Origin of the sequence: Afipia clevelandensis ATCC 49720 (assembly GCF_000336555.1) — a bacterium.
GTDB lineage: Bacteria > Pseudomonadota > Alphaproteobacteria > Rhizobiales > Xanthobacteraceae > Afipia > Afipia clevelandensis.
In genome coordinates, this window is the sequence record NZ_KB375281.1 from 2353896 (window position 1) to 2369564 (window position 15669).

Sequence of the window (15669 nt, forward strand, 5' to 3'; positions counted from 1 at the left end):
GGCAAGCGCTCCCTTCAATCCGCTCCTCTCCTCAGATTCTGGGGAGGGGGAGGTCGCGGAAGGCGGACTGTTGTCCAGGAGAACCTAATGCCGAGAGATCGCCAGCGAGTTTGCTTGCAAGACGGCCTTAACCTCGACCTCAACCGTCTGATGCGGCGCGGGTTAGTCCAGCGCGGGCGCTACAGCGCTCCAGTTGGTATCAAGTGGACACACAGCTACTGGGGTGAAATCGCTTCAGGAACCATCTCTGCCGATTTGAGCGGCCATCAAGGCTGGCTTGAAATTCGGCTCCGGAACCTTTGTCAGACCATCGCACTTGCGAGCGAGCGAAGACATTTTGGCGGAGTTCAATGGTATTTCGTTTGCCCGGTACAGAACCGGTTCGCTTCGGTCCTCTGGAAGCCACCGGGGGCAACCCGCTTTTGCAGTCGCCAAACATGGCGGCGGCAGCTGGCGTATCAATCGCAATTCAGCGATGCCACGGGCCGCGCACATTTAGGACAAGCCAAGGTAAAGGCGCACCTCATAGGCAACCTGGATCCCGAGGAATGGGATTTGCCGCCCAAACCAAAATGGATGCGGTGGAAAACCTACGACCGGCATGTGGCACGTTACGATCACTACGGGGACATTCTCGACCACGGTTGCGTCGCCTTGGTCGCAAAATGGCTGGGCAAATAACAGCAAGCAAGATCAATGGCCCAATCAATGTTAGCCAACAGATTTCGATTTGCCCGCAACCCCGTGGTGAGACGCTATGCGTGAGATGACGCCTTACTCGACGCCCCGATAAAACGTGGCCAAGCATTCCTCGACCATCCACTCGGGACTCAAGCGTAAGATTTTCAATCGACCAGTCTTCAGCATCAGCAAGATGCCAAACATCCAAGAAGCTCCTGCGACAGACTTCTCGTGCTTGTCAGAGGCGCTAGCGAGACCATCCGCCTCCAACCCGTTTGCCACCGCCGCATAAACGAGCTTCAAGCGCAGATTGAGTTCTTGGTTCAGATCCTTTCCAACCCCATCCGGTTTAGCGCCACCATAAAGATAGAAACCCAAATCAAACTCGGCTGGCCTATCGCGAAAATAGACGTACCACGCTCGGAGTGCGGCCGCTCCCTTCTGCCCGCGCGGCGCTTCTTGCGCCGCTTTCTCCACCGCGTTCGCCATATACGTCAGAGATTCCCGCAGTATGTCTGCGTAGACATCCTCTTTGCTGGTGTATTGAGCATAGATCGCGCCGGTCGTTGAACCCGCCTGTTTCGCGATCTCTCTAACCGATGCCCCGTGCAAGCCAGTCTCGACAAATACGCGTTTTGCGGCTTCGCGGATCAGACCCTTTTTGAAGTCGATAACGGCGGCCTTGCGCTTTTCAGCCTCATCGCCGGATTTTACCATACTGATTTCCTGCATTCCATTCCGCAGCACATCTACGAATACCCCGCCAGAACTTGCAATGGCAAAGGTACTGCGCGAGGCTGGCACCCCGAACAGACCTCGCACTCGTTCGTTATTTCCCCATTGCAAATTTTGCCAAGAGGTTGGGCGTAAAACCCACTGACCTTCGCGTTGACTTGACGACACATAACAGTGTTAGATTTTTATATCAGAGTTACACGCGGTTGTCAGGACGATGACGAATAGAAGCTACGTAAGCGGCGCGTCAAGCATTCCACTGCTCGGGCAGACAATTGGTGCAGCTCTCGACGCCGCAGCCGAACGATGGGCCAAACACCCAGCGCTGGTCGTGAGAGACCAGAATGTTCGCTGGACCTATGAAGAACTCCAAGAGCAGGTTGACGCATTCGCTATCGGGCTGCTCGCATTAGGTCTAAAGCGAGGGGATCGGCTGGGCATATGGTCGCCGAACAACTCGGAATGGGTGGTTTCTCAGTTTGCCTCAGCCAAGATCGGTGTGATCCTCGTCACCATTAATCCGGTGTATCGCACGGCGGAGCTTTCCTATGCTTTGCGAAAGGTTGGATGTAAGGCGCTCGTGGCTGCCACAGAATTTAAAGGAAGCCGCTATTTTGACATGCTGCGCGAACTCGCGCCCGAGCTAAGCCAGTGCGAACCCGGCAAATTGAGCAGTGAGGCCCTTCCTGACCTTGAGGTCGTTATCCAAATCGGAGGCCCCCAAGAGAAGGGGGCCCTACCATTCGACGCAGTGTCGAAGCTCGGCGCGGTGCAACATGAAAGCGACCTAAGAGAAATCAGTTCGCGTCTTCAGTTTGATGACGCAATAAACATTCAGTTCACGAGCGGCACGACTGGCGCTCCGAAGGGAGCGACGCTCACCCATCACAACATCCTCAATAACGGTTACTTCGCTGGTGTTGCGATGGGGCTCACACCCCAAGATCGGCTCTGCATCCCGGTTCCTTTTTATCATTGCTTTGGAATGGTTCTTTCCAATCTCGCGTGCGTGGCCCACGGTTCAACAATGGTCGTTCCTGGCGCAGCATTCGATCCGCTGGAAGTTCTGAAGACAATCGAGGCGGAGCGCTGCACGGCACTGCACGGCGTCCCGACAATGTTTATCGCGGAGTTGGAGCACCCTGAATTCAGCTCGTTCGACCTGTCATCACTCAGAACCGGCATGATGGCGGGATCGCCCTGCCCTGTCGAAATCATGCGCCGCGTCATCGGGCAGATGGGGGCCAAAGAAATTACCATTGGCTATGGCATGACGGAAACGAGCCCAACCAGCTTCCAAACCGGGCGCGATGACACGCTTGACCGGCGGGTGTCCACGGTTGGCCGGGTCCATCCTCACGTCGAAGTTAAGATTGTCGATGCGCAGGGGCATATCGTGCCGTTCGGAACAGTTGGCGAGCTTTGCACGCGCGGCTACTCGATCATGAAGGGGTATTGGGCCGATGAAACTCGTACTGCAGAGGCCATCGATCAAGACGGCTGGATGCATACCGGCGATCTCGCTACCCTCGACGCAGGGGGCTATTGCAACATCGTCGGCCGAATAAAGGACCTCGTCATTCGGGGTGGTGAGAACGTCTACCCGCGCGAGATTGAGGAATATCTCTATGCGCATCCGAAGATTCAGGACGTGCAAGTCTTCGGTGTTCCCGACAAGCGTTATGGCGAGGAGCTTTGCGCCTACATCTGTCTCAAGGCAGGAGAACGCGCCACTGACGAGGAGATTCGCGCATTCTGCCGTGGTCAGATCGCACACTATAAAATCCCACGCCACATTCGTTTCGTTGAGACATTTCCGACGACGGTCACGGGCAAGGTTCAGAAGTTTGTCATGAGGCAACAGATGATCGACGAGCTAGGACTCGCCGAAGTTCGTACTGCATAGCGATTTTTCTGCAGGAGTTGAATCATGATCATCGACGCATGGATGCAACACCCAAACGCACGATGGATAGGCGATCCGATGTTCGGATCGCTGCGTCGCGCCGCTATCCAAGCGAAATGGTGGACTACATGCGCGGAAACCCCAAACATCGCGTCTTGTTCGGGGTCCAATCATCCGTTCTGGCCCGCCGGGGACTGCATTGAAGGCCTCGACAAACTTCAGCTCGGAGAAACATCTCAGGTGGCGTTCTTGGAATCGAATGCCAAGCGCATGTTTAAACTCGCCCAACGCTCTTAAAAACGGGAGGGACTTATGGCCTGGACCATAGAACGCAAGCACGATCACGTCGCGGTCGTGACTATGAACACAAACAAGGTGAACGCGCAAAATCCCGCGTTCTTCGACGATCTCCATGCTGCATTCGATCGACTTGAGAAGGAATTTGACGAATGTGCGGTGGTCCTTACGGGCACGGGAAAGGTTTTCTCAGCGGGCCTCGACCTTGATCATCATTTCGCGATGTTCGCTCGGCGCGACATCAAGGAAATTGACAAATGGTTCGCAGCTTATAGAGCCACCAATCTGCGTTTGTTTACCTACCCGCGCCCCACCGTGGCCGCTGTCAATGGACACGCCTATGCCGGTGGCTTTATCACTGCAATCGATTGCGATTACCGGATCGCGTCCGAGGGGGATTTGCAGTTCGCCTTGAACGAGGTGCCAATCGGCATTCCGATGCCCGCTGTTTACTGCGAGATCATCAAGTATGCCATCGGCACGCCAGCCGCCGCTGAGTTCACGCTCTTCGGTCAGATTTATGATCTGAGCTCTGCGGTTCGTATGAATGTTGTTCAACGGATCGTCCCTTCGAGTGAACTCATTAATGCTGCGGTAGCTTGGGCGGCCAAAGTTACTCCCGATGGCTATCCGGCTTACGCTTTCGCCAAGCGAGCCCTGCAAGCGACGACCATGTCGGCAATCGATGCGGCAGCACGTCTCGATCTGGATCAGCTATCACGCGGAATGTCACACCCCAGAAGCTTGCTAGCGAATGCGGCTCGCTACCGTGAACTCAAGGGCCATGACATCACGTGGCCTGTTAGCTCTTGATCCAGCACGACCGGGAACCTTGATGCGTGAAAAATTAATCGAGCGGCTGGACGGCCTAAGCACACCCCACCTTGCGGATGCATGCCTGCGCACAGGGACGATAGTTCGATGCGCTCCGAGCGGGTTAAGATCGGTCGGCCAAGGTATGAAATGCGCGGGGCGTGTCCTGCCCGCACGTCACGTTGGAAGCGTCGACATCTTTTTGGAAGCGCTTGAGGCAGCGGAGAAAGGCGACGTCCTTGTCGTAGACAATGGCGGACGCATGGACGAAGCCTGCGTCGGCGACCTTGTTACACTTGAGATGGCGAATGGTGGCCTTGCTGGGATTGTCATCTGGGGACTCCATCGCGACACGTCCGAATTGCTCGAAATTAACTTGCCCATCTTTTCTCTAGGCGCGATGCCTACGGGCCCCCAGCGACTCGACATCCGGTCACCGGATGCGCTTGCTTGGGCTCGGGTAGGTGACTGGGTCGTAAGCCGGAACGATGTCGTCGCCTCTGATGGAGATGGCACCCTCTTCATCGCGGAAGGACAGTTGTCCGTCGTGATCGAAGCAGCGGAAGCAATTCGCGCAACTGAGCTTCGCCAAGCGGATCAGATGCGAAGGGGCCGTAGCTTTCGTGAACAGGCGTCATTTTCGCAGTATCTGGCAGAGAGAGCTAAGATGCCCGCGCTCGGCTTCCGTGAGCATCTTCGCCAGATTGGCGGCGCTATCGAGGAATAAGATCGCCAAGCTATACATAGTGCTCTTCGCCATCTAATCAGCGTCGGGTACGCGATCAATCGATCTTTTCAAGAAGTCTTATGACCGTTTGCGCATGCCACCGCCCGCCCCTTTCAGTAGGAACTTGGCGAGCCGTGAGTTCGCAGGCGATCTTCGCAGCAGACATACCACTAAGCTTTAGTTGCGTTAGCATTGGAGCTAGAGCTGCTGCCCTCTGCACAGCAGCAGCGTGGTATTTTTTTGAAAGATATTCCGCACCATTGACTCCTAGCTTCACTCCACGCGCTTTAGCCGCCTGCAGCGCGCCTTTGGTGCGCTCCGCGATCATTTCCCGCTCGTGCTGCGCTACCGCCGCGAGAATGTGAAGGGTTAACTTGTTGGCATGTGGGTTATCTACCGCGACAAACTCCACGCCGGAGTCCATGAGGGCCGCAATGAATGCCAAATTTCGGGAGAGCCGATCCAGTTTTGCGATTGCAAGCTTTGCCTTTTAGCGTTTGCACAACGCGAGAGCTTGAGCCAATTCCGGCCTATCGCTCTTTTTGCCGGTTTCGATTTCGGTAAATTCCCCATCAAGCGTCCAATTTCCGCCGTTGAGGAAATTCCGTATCGCCGTCTGCTGGGCTTCCAAACCTAACCCGCTCTTACCTTGCCGATCCGTTATTTCGCTGGGCGATGAAAAATGATCTTGCTCCCCACGATCCGACCCGAGACATCAAGCCAGTCCCGCATCCCACCGAAGGTCACCACGCTTGGACGCTGGAAGAGATAGCTGCTTTCGAGGACCGTCATCCCATCGGTTCAAAAGCAAGGCTGGCGATGTGTCTATTGCTCTACACAGCCTGCCGCCGCGAGGACGTGGTTAGGCTTGGCCCGCAACATCTTCGCCACGGGCGCATTCAGTACCGGCAAGCGAAGAACGAACATCGCAATCCAGTTGATTTGGATATTCCGATTCATGCGGACCTTGCGAAAGCAGTTGCTGGTACACCAACGCGGCACTTAACGTTCCTGGTCACCGAATGTGCGAAGCCGTTTTCGGTGGCTGGGTTCGGGGCCAAATTCCGAGATTGGTGCAATCAGGCGGGTCTTCCGCATTGTTCGGCGCATGGATTGCGAAAGGCGACGGCCGCTCGCTTGGCGGAGCGCGGCGCGTCACCCCACGAGATCATGGCTATCACCGGTCACCGATCACTGGAAGAGGTTGAGCGTTACACGCGCGCAGCCAAGAAAATCGAACTGGCTAATACGGCAATGTCGAAGCTCAAATAAGGAACATCATGTGTCCCACTGAAACGGTCGGTGGGACCATTCGGAGGAAAAACAATGAAACTTCAATGTGGATTTATGCTGTTGGCGCTCCCTAGGGGAATCGAACCCCTGTTTCAGCCTTGAGAGGGCCGCGTCCTAACCGCTAGACGAAGGGAGCAAGCGCTGGGGAGGGAATAGCCTCGAAACGGCGCAACTGCAAGCGCGCCGGGCGCTTTCAGACCCTTCATATCCGCAGGCACGGTATGGCTCACCGCCGGTCCCGCTGCGTCGCCCCGCTCCGCGGACGGGGAAAATCAAGGGCATTTGCACCCTCAGCCCTCGCGCACTTAACCAAGTCCCCGTCCGTCCAGTTTCCCGGGCCGCCGGTTGGATGTAGGACTGAGGCATGGACAGCCGGCCCACATGGCAGGACTGGATTGCCGCGCATCCCGTCGCGGTGTCGCTGGCCGCTCTGGCGGCGCCCGCCGCGATCCTTGCGATCTCGGCAGTGGAGATGAGCCCCCTGGCGCTGTCGTCTCATTTTTCCACCGGCATGAAGAGCTTCCTGACCTATATGGACAGTTTTTTCATGGCCGCATCGTTCGTCGTCTTCCTTGCCGCCATCCTGATCCTTGAGCGTCTGCGTCCGGCCGATCCGGATCAGGCGCTGCTGTCGCGGGGACTGTTTTTCGACACGGGGTTTTGCGTCGTCTCGCTGCTGGTCCATTTCCTGTTCGTATCGCTGTTCGTGCTGCTGTTCCTGAATTTTTTTCACCGCCACGTTCCGCCGCTCGCGAGCCTGATCGGACACTGGCCGAACTGGCTGCGTGTGATTGTCGTGTTTGTCGCGGTGGATTTCGCCGGGTGGCTCAGTCATGTGATCCGTCACAAGGTGCCGGCCCTGTGGAATTTCCATGCGCTGCATCACTCGCAGGGCGCCATGAACCTGATGACGGAATTCAGGCTGCATCCGTGCGACCTGCTGGCGCGGACGCTCACGATGTCGCTCGTCTTCATCGTGGTTCTGGTGCCCGTCGAACAGGCCTTCGTGTTTATCCTGCTGCAGAAATACTATCTGATGTTCCTGCATGCGAACGTCGACATCGGCTATGGGCCGCTCGACCGGGTGCTGGTGTCGCCGCGCGTACACCGCCTGCATCATGCGATCGCGCCAGACCTGCACGATCGCAACTACGGAGTTTTTCTCTCGGTCTGGGACACGCTGTTCGGTACCTTCGTCGCCACTGACCGCGCCATCAAGACCGGGGTCGAAGGCTTTCCGGATGAGCGAAACGGGCCGTGGGTCCGGATGCCCCTGACCTTCCTCCAGCAGATCGCGCTGCCCTTTTCCCAGGCCGTGCAATCCCTGCGCGCCGCGTTTACGGCTCAACGGCGAATTTAAGACGCCCCACCGGCTTCAGCGTCTTCGCATCATAGGTGCGGATTTCGGTCGCGCCGCCGGTATCGACGGTGACGGCCAGCCGCTCCCCGGCAGTGGCGGTGGACACGATCCGCGCGCCCTTGGGCAAGGTTGCGGTCACATCGGTGATCTGCACGCTTCCATCGTTGCGGAAAACACGGTAGCCGATGGCGACCAGCAGGGCTCCGATACCGACCGCTGTGGTCAGGCCCGCGATCAGCATCATTCGGCGCACCCGCGCGATCAGCGCGGCTTGCTCGGGCGTCGGTTCGGGCGCAACAGTTTCAGACATGCAAAGCTCTTCTCACTCTTCCGATCACGAAACCAGCCGGCACGAGGTCACGGTCCAGGTGACAGTCCGAGGCGACGAGGGATCGCGGCGGCTGGACCGTGTGCTCGCCGTGCACAGCCCGGACCTGTCGCGCTCGCGCCTGAAAGCGCTGATCCTCGCAGGCCAGGTCCATGTCGGCGGGTCCCCGGTTCGCGACCCCGCTTATCATGTCAGTGCCGGGGATACGATCACAATCGACGTTCCGCCGGCCGCTCCTGCCGAGCCGGAAGGCGAGGATATTCCGCTCGATATCGTGTTCGAGGACGGCGACCTGATCGTCATCGACAAGCCGAAGAATCTCGTGGTCCATCCCGCCGCGGGCCATGAAACCGGCACGCTGGTCAACGCGCTGATCGCCCACTGCGGCGCGTCGCTCTCGGGCATCGGCGGGGTGAAGCGGCCCGGCATCGTCCATCGCCTCGACAAGGACACCACCGGCCTGATGGTGGTGGCCAAGAACGACCGCGCCCACCAGTCGCTCTCCGCCCAGTTCGCCGACCATGGCCGCACCGGCGAGATGCGGCGCGGCTACATGGCTTTTGTCTGGGGCGTGCCGAACCGCAAAAGCGGCACGATCAATGAGCCGATCGACCGGCATCCGCACACCCGCGAGAAAATGGCGGTGCGCCAGGGCGGCCGCGAAGCCGTGACCCATTGGGAGGTGCTGGAAACCTTCACCGGCAAGGACGGCAAGCCGGTCGCTTCCCTGCTCGCCTGCCAGCTCGAGACCGGACGCACCCACCAGATCCGCGTCCACCTCGCCCATCTCGGCCATCCGCTGCTCGGCGACGAGGTCTATGGCTCCGGATTCAAGACCAAGGCCCGCCAGCTCGGGCCGGAGAGCCAGAAAGCGCTGACCGCCCTTGGCAGGCAGGCTTTGCATGCCTACCTTCTGGTTCTGGAGCACCCGGGCTCGGGAGAAATTCTCCACTGGGAATCCGGCCTGCCGGAGGATTTGGTTCTGCTTGAGGCCGCCCTCCGTAGAACAGACTAAAGGCGGTGCGCTAAAAAGCCGCATGGTTACAGACATTTAACCCGGGTCACGGGTTCGTGACCACGTTTTGTTCTTCCCTCCCCTTCGGGTTTTGGAGTATATTGCACCTGCGCTCGGGATCGTCCCGGCGCGGAACAATGCAGTGCTTCTGGCTTTGACACAGCAGATGGCCTGCCTCGCCCGCCGCTATCGGGGGCGTGAACTCTGGAGGGCGCACCATGGCCCGTGCCGCTACCTTGCCGGTTCTCAATGGGGAATCCGGCCTCGCTCATTACCTGACTGAAATCCGCAAGTTCCCGATGCTTGAACCGCAGGAGGAATACATGCTCGCCAAGCGTTGGCGCGAGCATGATGACCGCGATGCGGCGCACAAGCTCGTCACCAGCCACCTTCGCCTCGTGGCCAAGATCGCCATGGGTTATCGCGGCTACGGCCTGCCGATTTCCGAGGTTGTCTCCGAAGGCAATGTCGGCCTGATGCAGGCGGTGAAGCGCTTCGAGCCCGAGAAGGGCTTCCGCCTCGCCACCTATGCGATGTGGTGGATCAAGGCGTCGATTCAGGAATACATCCTCCGTTCGTGGTCGCTCGTGAAAATGGGCACCACCGCGAACCAGAAGAAGCTGTTCTTCAACCTGCGCAAGGCGAAGAGCAAGATCTCCGCGCTTGAAGAGGGCGATCTCCGCCCCGATCAGGTCAAGCAGATCGCGACCTCTCTCGGCGTCACCGAGCAGGACGTTGTCGACATGAACCGCCGCCTCGGCGGCGATGCGTCGCTCAACGCCCCGATCCGGGACGACGGCGAGCCCGGCGAATGGCAGGACTGGCTGGTCGATACCTCGCCCAACCAGGAAGCCATCATGGCGGAGAACGAGGAGTTCGATCATCGCCGCGGCGCGCTGCATGGCGCGATGGGCGTGCTCAACAGTCGCGAGCGCCGCATCTTCGAGGCGCGGCGTCTGGCGGAAGAGCCGATGACGCTGGAAGACCTCGCCGCCGAATTCGGCGTGTCGCGCGAGCGCGTGCGGCAGATCGAGGTCCGCGCCTTCGAGAAGGTGCAGGCGGCGGTGAAGACCGCGATCGCCAAGCAGTCGCACGCGGCGCTTGAAGCGGCGTACTAACTTCCTTGTTGGAACAAGTTGCAAAAGCCGGCCTTCGGGCCGGCTTTTTTGTTTTGCGATTTTGCGAGCCGTGGCATTTCCGCGCATGCCTGACAGCCCCCTCTCCCCGAGGGGGAGAGGGTTGGGGTGAGGGGGTTCCGATCTTAAAACCGGCATCCGATCCCCCTCACCCGGCCGTCTTCGCTGTGCTACGCCGGCCGACCTCTCCCCGCCGGGGAGAGGTGACGAAGCGCGTGCCGCTTTGCGCGCCATCCGGAATGACGGCGTGGGGCCATGACTCATGTCAGCTTGTCCGACACACCCCTCGCCTGCCGCATCCGCTGCAATTCGTCATAGGCGAAATCAATCGCGGCGCCGTGTTCGAGAAATCCGAGCAGGCGCGGATTGCTGTTGTCCACGCGGCAGGAAAACTCCGGTCCGAGACAGCGCCGCGCGCGGCGGCAGGCCCGGTCGGGACAGACGCGGCAGGCACGCAGAAATTCCATCTCGGTCCGCCCGACGATGCGGCTGCAATAATCGTAATCGCGCGCGGTGTGCGCGGCGCGCGTCTCGCCGCGCCTGCGCGGATTTTCCGTGCCGTCGAAACCGTAAGGACCTTCCAGCCTGAACCGTGCCGTCATCGGCCACACTCCCGTTGATGATGTGATGGGTTGAATGCGGTGAACTGGAATGAGCGCACGCGCCGTTGGTCGCACGCAGCGCGCACGGCGGCCTCGCCTTACTTCGTCCCCTCGAAACATGAGGGGACGGAACGCCGAAAGGCGCACAGTGGGGTGGAGACGCAATGCGGATAAACCGCACCGCGCATCGCCTTTCGGCGCTCCGTCGCGGCGATTTGTGTCTTCGGGATCGTTCTTCCGGGACAGGACGGACGCTTTCACGCCCCGATCCGGCAGGCTTTCGCCCGCCTTCGTGCCTGTCCGCGTCCAGCCATTGAAGGCAGAGCCACGTAGTTGGCCCGGACGATGACCCGAAGCCTCCCGGACGCGACGAAGACCGTCTCTTCGCCGCGCGCAGGCGCCGCATCCCGCCCCGCGCATCGAAGCGTCCCAGGACACGCCCCTCAAGTGAGGCGGGATGGCGTTAGGATGGATGATGGGCGGGAAAATGTCAAGGAATTTATTCCTTGCAACGTCCAACCTTGCGATTAAGGTGCAATGACCCCTCTCAATTAGACTAAGCTCAGCCAATGTTTTTGTGGTCTGTTGAAATTTGGCGAGACCCAATTTGCTTCGAGCGAAGAACATTACTTTCAGTATGAAACTAGGAGATCAGTGAACCGTGACCCTCCCAAGACATAGTGAAAATGAATACTTGCTCGGATTGCGAAGCATTGTGGATGCTTGCGAGCATGGAGAGTACTTTTATTGGCCCGATCCTACGGATGAAGATTACGCGATCTTTGGAAAGATTATGTGGCTTTATACCGGATTGGACTTTGTGCTGCGAATGACCGCTGAAGCTATGGACGATGGCAACATGTTAGAATCGCCGTTCAAAGGGAAAGTTCGTTCGTTATCAATTAAGCGCACTACGGACGCGATTTTGTCTTCTCAGATATGGACTGCGAATCATCGATTCGCCTTTGAGCGTATTAATGATCGGCGCAGGCTTCGCAATTTGATAGGGCATTTCATAACCAAGCGTTTTGTAGAAGAAGATGCCTTTATCTTCATGACCAAAAGTGCGTCTGACTTTAAGCAAGTCTTTGACGTTGAGCCCGAGCCGGATCAGATGCTTTATGGTGTGATAGAAACTGAACAAGTGAGGAAGGCTATCCCTGAGATAGAGCGCTTACTTCGTTGGGCTGAAAAACTACCGCGCGATCTGAGTACTCCAATGAGTACTTGAAGCGACGTTGCTAGCAACCGTAGCCCGGATGAAGCGAAGCGCAATCCGGGAATACTCAAGCAATTATAGATCGCGGTTCGACAAGGTCCCCACAGCTTCCCTCAAAATCAACATCGCCCTATCGCGAGTGGCGTTCCCGAATTGCGAGCGGCTCCATCCGGGCTACAAACAGCGCACCGCAAGATCGCGTCATCCTGAGGTACGAGCCGCATTGCGGCGAGCCTCGAAGGATGCGTGGCCGCAAGCATCGCCATCTTCGAGGCTCGCAAGTGCTCGCACCTCAGGATGACGATGCTCTCCTGTCAGCACGGCTGCATGACGGCGAAATGTTTTCACCTAGCTTCGTTCTTGCGGCGATCAAAGGCGACGGATCGCGTCACCCCGCTCACAGGTTGTCGCGGAAGAAATCCGCCAGCGTGTCGTCGGTGCCGGTCATGTCGTAGTCGATCGGCTGCTCCATCAGCATCGCGCTGGCCTCGGTCTTGTAGTCCGGCGAGACATCGGCGACGCCGGGGATCGGCTGACGCAGGATCGACAGATAGGACTCATAGTTGTCGCGCGTGCCGCTGAAGATGCAATTGCACATGCCGGGATCGGCATAGACATAGCGCGGCGCGCCGCCGGCCTTGTGGATCACGAAGCGATGCGGCGGCAGCGCCTTGAGCGCGCGGCGGCTCATCGGATCGTCGGCAAGCTGAATCCTGAATCCGGCGGAGCGCAGATAGAAGCCGGTCTTTTCCAGAAACGGCTTGCTCGGCGTGGCGTGCTGCGCGGCAAGCGGCCAGGCCAGCAGCGTCACGAGCAAGGCGGCGAGTGGAAGCGCCACGGATCGCAGCGCGCCGGCCGCGACCGGCGCCGGATGATCCGTGGTGCGAAACATCATGGTGCGAAGCATCGCGGTGTTCCTCAATTGGTGCGGCCTTCGGGCTTCGGCATGCCCATCGCCAGCGCATTGTTCAGCGTGTCGCGCAGGTTGACCGCGGCGGCGGCGGTCATGCGCAGATGGGTCACCGCCTTGATCCGGCTTGCGACCTTGCCATGTGGCGCGGAGTCGATCAGCCCGGTGGCGAGCATCACATTGATCAGGCCGGCGTTGTTGCCGAATGTCGGACAGACCTCGAAATAGACCACCGGCGCATCCATGACGCCTTCGATCGGAACGAAGGACGGATCGGCGGGTGTGGCGGGCGTATCGGTCATGACTTTTCCTCGAATTGTGTCCGGCTGATCGGCATTTCCGTCACCAACGCATCACGTCCGCGTTTACGATTTTGACGCCGGTGTGAAGCATGCATCGCCGCGCGCGGATTGTCTATTCGGCGGCACAAGATGTGGTGCCGTTCTCGCGTCCGATCATCAAAGTGCATTGCGAGAGCGTAACGTGTTTGAAGGAAATGTGACTGGAGCGTTTCCAAATTCACATCGGTGTATGCGCGTTGCAAATCGCGCTGCTGACTCACATCTGCCCCATTGCGCAAGCATGGTCCCGCCCGCTCACCGAAGGCGCGATGGCAGCGCGCCTTGAAATGCCGAAGAGGAGACTCGCATGGTCGATCGCCCGCAGACCCACCTCAATGGAACATTCGATCCGGACTACGTCGCGACCTTGAGAAAGATTCTCGACATCGCCGTCGAACAGATCGCACTCGAGAACCGCACACCGGCCACCAAGGCGAAGATGGCGCAGACCATCGTCAGCCGCGCCGCGAACGGCATCACCGACGCCAGCGATCTTGTGTCCAGCGCGGTGCGCGCCGGCGAGACCCGCGCGGCGTGAGGGATTTTCCGAAATTGACGCGAGTTACGACGCCGCGCTCTTCGGCGCGGCGTGGGGCTTCTCTGCATCGAGTCGCGGCGCATTGGTCGCGAACTGCTCGTCCTGCGGCATCGACGGCAGTACGCCGCTGGTCTTGGCCTGATCGATCACCTGCGCCAGCAGCCTGAGGCCCAGCGGCGCCAGCGCCCGCTCCCACAGTTCACGGGCGGTCTCGCCCTTCTTCACGAACACCCAGTCCTGCGCGGCGATCGCACCGGCGTCCAGCCGGTCCGACAGGTGATAGACCGTGCCGCCGGCGATGGCGTCGCCTTCCTTGATAGTCCACTCCACCGCCGCGATGCCGCGATGGCGCGGCAGCAGCGAGGGATGGTAGCCGATGCCGCCATGCCTGGCGGCTTTCAGCGCGTCCTGTCCGACCAGCGCATGGCTGTGCGCGGTGACGATGAGATCGGTGCCGGGCGCGATTTCCGAGGCCACGATCAGTTTCGGCTTGGCCTGAACCACGACCTCGATGCCCGCGGCGCGCGCGGCGGCGGCGAGACGGTCGTCGGTATCGGCCACCACGACGCGGATCACCTCGATGCCGTGGCCGCGCATCATGTTCAACGTCTCGACGCCGAAGTGACGCGAGCCGGCAAGGGTGATCTTCATAAAGTTACTGCCCCCAGGCGGTGAACGCTTCATTGAACGCGCGCTCGCCCGGCGCGCCCTTCTCGATGGCGATGATGGAGCGGCGCTGGTTAGCGTAGACCAGCGGAATATCGAACCATGAGCGCTCCTTCAGAAGCTGAAGGTTGCGCGCCTTGTCGGCTTCAACATTCGACAGCCCGACCAGGAAGAAGCCGTCGGTCACCTTCACCGCAAGCCCCGCCAGCGGCGTGCCGCGCGCCTGCTCGTTCGACTTCATCAGAACGCCCGGCACATTGGCGATGGTGGTGCCGAAATCCGGCGGCAGCACGAAGGTGAGCTCCGCCGTGTGGCTCGCCGGCAGCGAGGCATCGGTGTTGCGGCGGATCGAGAGCGACATCTTGATCTTGCGCTCGGGGATGTCGATGTCGGCGCGCACGCCGATATCCGGCGGCTGCCCGGCAGGCACCTTGACGGCTTCCGTGCGCCAGATCACCGAGCCGACATACTGCTTGCCCTGCGGCGCCGAGGGGTCCTCATCGTAAAGCACGACGCGCTGCGCCACCGGTGCGATCTGCTGCGAGCCGGGCTGGCCGACGCGGTCGGTGATCTTCGGCCGCGTGCCCGATGCATCCTTCGGCGTGGTGTCGGCCTGCTGCTGCGCCGGCTTGGTGGTGAGCGACTTGATCAGCGAATAGGCCTTCGGTCCGCCCCAGACCGCGCCGCCGATGGCGATCACCGCCACGCAGACCCAGATCGCGGCCTTCAGCGGAAATCCGCGCCGGGTGTTTTCTTCCTCATCGCGCGGGGCGATGCGGGCGCGGGGACGGTCGCCCGGCTGATAGCGTCCGGCTTCCTGAGCGGACTCGTCGTAGCTGTACGGCGCGCCGAGCTGATCGGGGAAATCCTGCGCCTGGCTGCGCCGCGCGGAACGGGTCGCACCGCCAAGGTCGTTGGCATCCGCAACCACATCGCGCATGCCCGAGCCTTGCGGCGGACGGCGCTGGGCGCGGGCGCTTTCGGTAAAGTCGTCCAGCATCCGCGTGTCGTCGCTGCGCTGGTCGCGTGCGCGGACATCGCGCATGGACGACGGCAGGCCCTGCGGCGCCGGCGGCTGTGCGCGGGTCAGCGGCGGCGGCTG

19 protein-coding genes, 1 tRNA gene and 1 pseudogene are annotated in these 15669 nt (G+C 59.9%); 11 read left to right on the forward strand and 10 right to left on the reverse strand.

What is annotated here, in order from left to right; translation table 11 throughout:
- Window positions 1-87: 87 nt before the first annotated feature.
- Window positions 88-681, forward strand: coding sequence for a hypothetical protein (locus tag HMPREF9696_RS11220; protein ID WP_157170021.1), 594 nt, complete (start codon window positions 88-90; stop codon window positions 679-681).
- 93 nt (window positions 682-774) lie between these two features.
- Here HMPREF9696_RS11220 and HMPREF9696_RS11225 read toward each other — a convergent pair whose 3' ends face one another.
- On the reverse strand, window positions 775-1413 hold the full coding sequence (locus HMPREF9696_RS11225) for a TetR/AcrR family transcriptional regulator (protein WP_051053238.1): 639 nt from the start codon (window positions 1411-1413) through the stop codon (window positions 775-777).
- A 220-nt stretch (window positions 1414-1633) separates the two neighbouring features.
- On the opposite strand from HMPREF9696_RS11225, the gene HMPREF9696_RS11230 reads away from it, so the two are divergent.
- From HMPREF9696_RS11230 to HMPREF9696_RS11240, 4 genes are read left to right on the forward strand one after another with little or no spacing between them, the layout of a single operon-like run.
- Window positions 1634-3322, forward strand: a complete 1689-nt coding sequence (locus tag HMPREF9696_RS11230; RefSeq protein ID WP_002713122.1) for an AMP-binding protein — start codon at window positions 1634-1636, stop codon at window positions 3320-3322.
- A 24-nt stretch (window positions 3323-3346) separates the two neighbouring features.
- Window positions 3347-3619 carry a hypothetical protein gene (locus HMPREF9696_RS21670; RefSeq protein WP_002713123.1) on the forward strand — a complete coding sequence of 91 codons (273 nt, stop codon included), beginning with the start codon at window positions 3347-3349 and terminating at the stop codon, window positions 3617-3619.
- A 15-nt stretch (window positions 3620-3634) separates the two neighbouring features.
- The gene (locus tag HMPREF9696_RS11235) at window positions 3635-4432 is read left to right on the forward strand and encodes an enoyl-CoA hydratase/isomerase family protein (protein WP_002713124.1); all 798 of its coding nucleotides are present in this window, start codon (window positions 3635-3637) and stop codon (window positions 4430-4432) included.
- A gap of 22 nt (window positions 4433-4454) precedes the next feature.
- The gene (locus tag HMPREF9696_RS11240) at window positions 4455-5159 is read left to right on the forward strand and encodes an RraA family protein (RefSeq protein ID WP_040301380.1); all 705 of its coding nucleotides are present in this window, start codon (window positions 4455-4457) and stop codon (window positions 5157-5159) included.
- A gap of 55 nt (window positions 5160-5214) precedes the next feature.
- Here HMPREF9696_RS11240 and HMPREF9696_RS22250 read toward each other — a convergent pair whose 3' ends face one another.
- Together HMPREF9696_RS22250 and HMPREF9696_RS22180 are read right to left on the reverse strand one after the other, a co-directional pair.
- Window positions 5215-5436, reverse strand: coding sequence for a recombinase family protein (locus HMPREF9696_RS22250; protein ID WP_488225882.1), 222 nt, complete (start codon window positions 5434-5436; stop codon window positions 5215-5217).
- Window positions 5437-5445: 9 nt separating this feature from the next.
- A pseudogene (locus HMPREF9696_RS22180) lies at window positions 5446-5790 on the reverse strand (recombinase family protein); the annotation flags it as partial.
- 44 nt (window positions 5791-5834) lie between these two features.
- Here HMPREF9696_RS22180 and HMPREF9696_RS11250 point away from each other — a divergent pair.
- Window positions 5835-6431: a tyrosine-type recombinase/integrase gene (locus HMPREF9696_RS11250; protein WP_002713126.1), complete on the forward strand. Its 597-nt coding sequence runs from the start codon at window positions 5835-5837 to the stop codon at window positions 6429-6431.
- Between the two features lie 82 nt (window positions 6432-6513).
- Here the strand turns inward: HMPREF9696_RS11250 and HMPREF9696_RS11255 are convergent.
- Window positions 6514-6588 (reverse strand) — tRNA-Glu (locus tag HMPREF9696_RS11255).
- 228 nt (window positions 6589-6816) lie between these two features.
- Here HMPREF9696_RS11255 and HMPREF9696_RS11260 point away from each other — a divergent pair.
- Window positions 6817-7812 (forward strand): sterol desaturase family protein, encoded by a 996-nt coding sequence (locus HMPREF9696_RS11260; RefSeq protein ID WP_002713127.1) that lies wholly within the window; start codon window positions 6817-6819, stop codon window positions 7810-7812.
- Here HMPREF9696_RS11260 and HMPREF9696_RS11265 read toward each other — a convergent pair.
- Entirely contained in the window at window positions 7790-8122 is a 333-nt protein-coding gene (locus HMPREF9696_RS11265) for a hypothetical protein (RefSeq protein ID WP_002713128.1), read from the reverse strand. The genes HMPREF9696_RS11260 and HMPREF9696_RS11265 overlap by 23 nt on opposite strands.
- Here HMPREF9696_RS11265 and HMPREF9696_RS11270 point away from each other — a divergent pair.
- Together HMPREF9696_RS11270 and rpoH are read left to right on the forward strand one after the other, a co-directional pair.
- Window positions 8121-9155: an RluA family pseudouridine synthase gene (locus HMPREF9696_RS11270; RefSeq protein ID WP_051053239.1), complete on the forward strand. Its 1035-nt coding sequence runs from the start codon at window positions 8121-8123 to the stop codon at window positions 9153-9155. The two genes, HMPREF9696_RS11265 and HMPREF9696_RS11270, sit on opposite strands and share 2 nt — an antisense overlap.
- 218 nt (window positions 9156-9373) lie before the next feature.
- Window positions 9374-10273 (forward strand): RNA polymerase sigma factor RpoH, encoded by a 900-nt coding sequence (rpoH, locus tag HMPREF9696_RS11275; RefSeq protein WP_002713130.1) that lies wholly within the window; start codon window positions 9374-9376, stop codon window positions 10271-10273.
- 278 nt (window positions 10274-10551) lie between these two features.
- On the opposite strand, the gene HMPREF9696_RS11280 is transcribed toward rpoH, so the two are convergent.
- On the reverse strand, window positions 10552-10893 hold the full coding sequence (locus HMPREF9696_RS11280) for a hypothetical protein (RefSeq protein ID WP_002713131.1): 342 nt from the start codon (window positions 10891-10893) through the stop codon (window positions 10552-10554).
- A gap of 661 nt (window positions 10894-11554) precedes the next feature.
- On the opposite strand from HMPREF9696_RS11280, the gene HMPREF9696_RS11285 reads away from it, so the two are divergent.
- Window positions 11555-12124 (forward strand): hypothetical protein, encoded by a 570-nt coding sequence (locus HMPREF9696_RS11285; protein WP_002713132.1) that lies wholly within the window; start codon window positions 11555-11557, stop codon window positions 12122-12124.
- A gap of 385 nt (window positions 12125-12509) precedes the next feature.
- Here HMPREF9696_RS11285 and HMPREF9696_RS11290 read toward each other — a convergent pair whose 3' ends face one another.
- Together HMPREF9696_RS11290 and HMPREF9696_RS11295 are read right to left on the reverse strand one after the other, a co-directional pair.
- Window positions 12510-13019, reverse strand: coding sequence for a hypothetical protein (locus HMPREF9696_RS11290; protein WP_002713133.1), 510 nt, complete (start codon window positions 13017-13019; stop codon window positions 12510-12512).
- Between the two features lie 11 nt (window positions 13020-13030).
- The gene (locus tag HMPREF9696_RS11295) at window positions 13031-13324 is read right to left on the reverse strand and encodes a hypothetical protein (protein ID WP_002713134.1); all 294 of its coding nucleotides are present in this window, start codon (window positions 13322-13324) and stop codon (window positions 13031-13033) included.
- Between the two features lie 346 nt (window positions 13325-13670).
- On the opposite strand from HMPREF9696_RS11295, the gene HMPREF9696_RS11300 reads away from it, so the two are divergent.
- A complete protein-coding gene (locus HMPREF9696_RS11300; RefSeq protein ID WP_002713135.1) occupies window positions 13671-13901 on the forward strand; it encodes a hypothetical protein in 231 nt (76 codons plus the stop codon).
- A gap of 24 nt (window positions 13902-13925) precedes the next feature.
- Here HMPREF9696_RS11300 and HMPREF9696_RS11305 read toward each other — a convergent pair whose 3' ends face one another.
- Together HMPREF9696_RS11305 and HMPREF9696_RS11310 are read right to left on the reverse strand one after the other, a co-directional pair.
- Window positions 13926-14552: a formyltransferase family protein gene (locus tag HMPREF9696_RS11305; RefSeq protein ID WP_002713136.1), complete on the reverse strand. Its 627-nt coding sequence runs from the start codon at window positions 14550-14552 to the stop codon at window positions 13926-13928.
- Between the two features lie 4 nt (window positions 14553-14556).
- Window positions 14557-15669, reverse strand: a 1113-nt coding sequence (locus HMPREF9696_RS11310) for a hypothetical protein (RefSeq protein ID WP_002713137.1), incomplete at its 5' end; no start/stop codon positions are given.

Bases quoted from the DNA above. Each gene is read 5' to 3' on its own strand.
- HMPREF9696_RS11220 (WP_157170021.1), top strand. From the start codon at position 88: ATGCCGAGAGATCGCCAGCGAGTTTGCTTGCAAGACGGCCTTAACCTC.
- HMPREF9696_RS11225 (WP_051053238.1), bottom strand. From the start codon at position 1,413: ATGCAGGAAATCAGTATGGTAAAATCCGGCGATGAGGCTGAAAAGCGC.
- HMPREF9696_RS11230 (WP_002713122.1), top strand. From the start codon at position 1,634: ATGACGAATAGAAGCTACGTAAGCGGCGCGTCAAGCATTCCACTGCTC.
- HMPREF9696_RS21670 (WP_002713123.1), top strand. From the start codon at position 3,347: ATGATCATCGACGCATGGATGCAACACCCAAACGCACGATGGATAGGC.
- HMPREF9696_RS11235 (WP_002713124.1), top strand. From the start codon at position 3,635: ATGGCCTGGACCATAGAACGCAAGCACGATCACGTCGCGGTCGTGACT.
- HMPREF9696_RS11240 (WP_040301380.1), top strand. From the start codon at position 4,455: ATGCGTGAAAAATTAATCGAGCGGCTGGACGGCCTAAGCACACCCCAC.
- HMPREF9696_RS11250 (WP_002713126.1), top strand. From the start codon at position 5,835: ATGAAAAATGATCTTGCTCCCCACGATCCGACCCGAGACATCAAGCCA.
- HMPREF9696_RS11260 (WP_002713127.1), top strand. From the start codon at position 6,817: ATGGACAGCCGGCCCACATGGCAGGACTGGATTGCCGCGCATCCCGTC.
- HMPREF9696_RS11270 (WP_051053239.1), top strand. From the start codon at position 8,121: ATGCAAAGCTCTTCTCACTCTTCCGATCACGAAACCAGCCGGCACGAG.
- HMPREF9696_RS11265 (WP_002713128.1), bottom strand. From the start codon at position 8,122: ATGTCTGAAACTGTTGCGCCCGAACCGACGCCCGAGCAAGCCGCGCTG.
- rpoH (WP_002713130.1), top strand. From the start codon at position 9,374: ATGGCCCGTGCCGCTACCTTGCCGGTTCTCAATGGGGAATCCGGCCTC.
- HMPREF9696_RS11280 (WP_002713131.1), bottom strand. From the start codon at position 10,893: ATGACGGCACGGTTCAGGCTGGAAGGTCCTTACGGTTTCGACGGCACG.
- HMPREF9696_RS11290 (WP_002713133.1), bottom strand. From the start codon at position 13,019: ATGCTTCGCACCATGATGTTTCGCACCACGGATCATCCGGCGCCGGTC.
- HMPREF9696_RS11295 (WP_002713134.1), bottom strand. From the start codon at position 13,324: ATGACCGATACGCCCGCCACACCCGCCGATCCGTCCTTCGTTCCGATC.
- HMPREF9696_RS11300 (WP_002713135.1), top strand. From the start codon at position 13,671: ATGGTCGATCGCCCGCAGACCCACCTCAATGGAACATTCGATCCGGAC.
- HMPREF9696_RS11305 (WP_002713136.1), bottom strand. From the start codon at position 14,552: ATGAAGATCACCCTTGCCGGCTCGCGTCACTTCGGCGTCGAGACGTTG.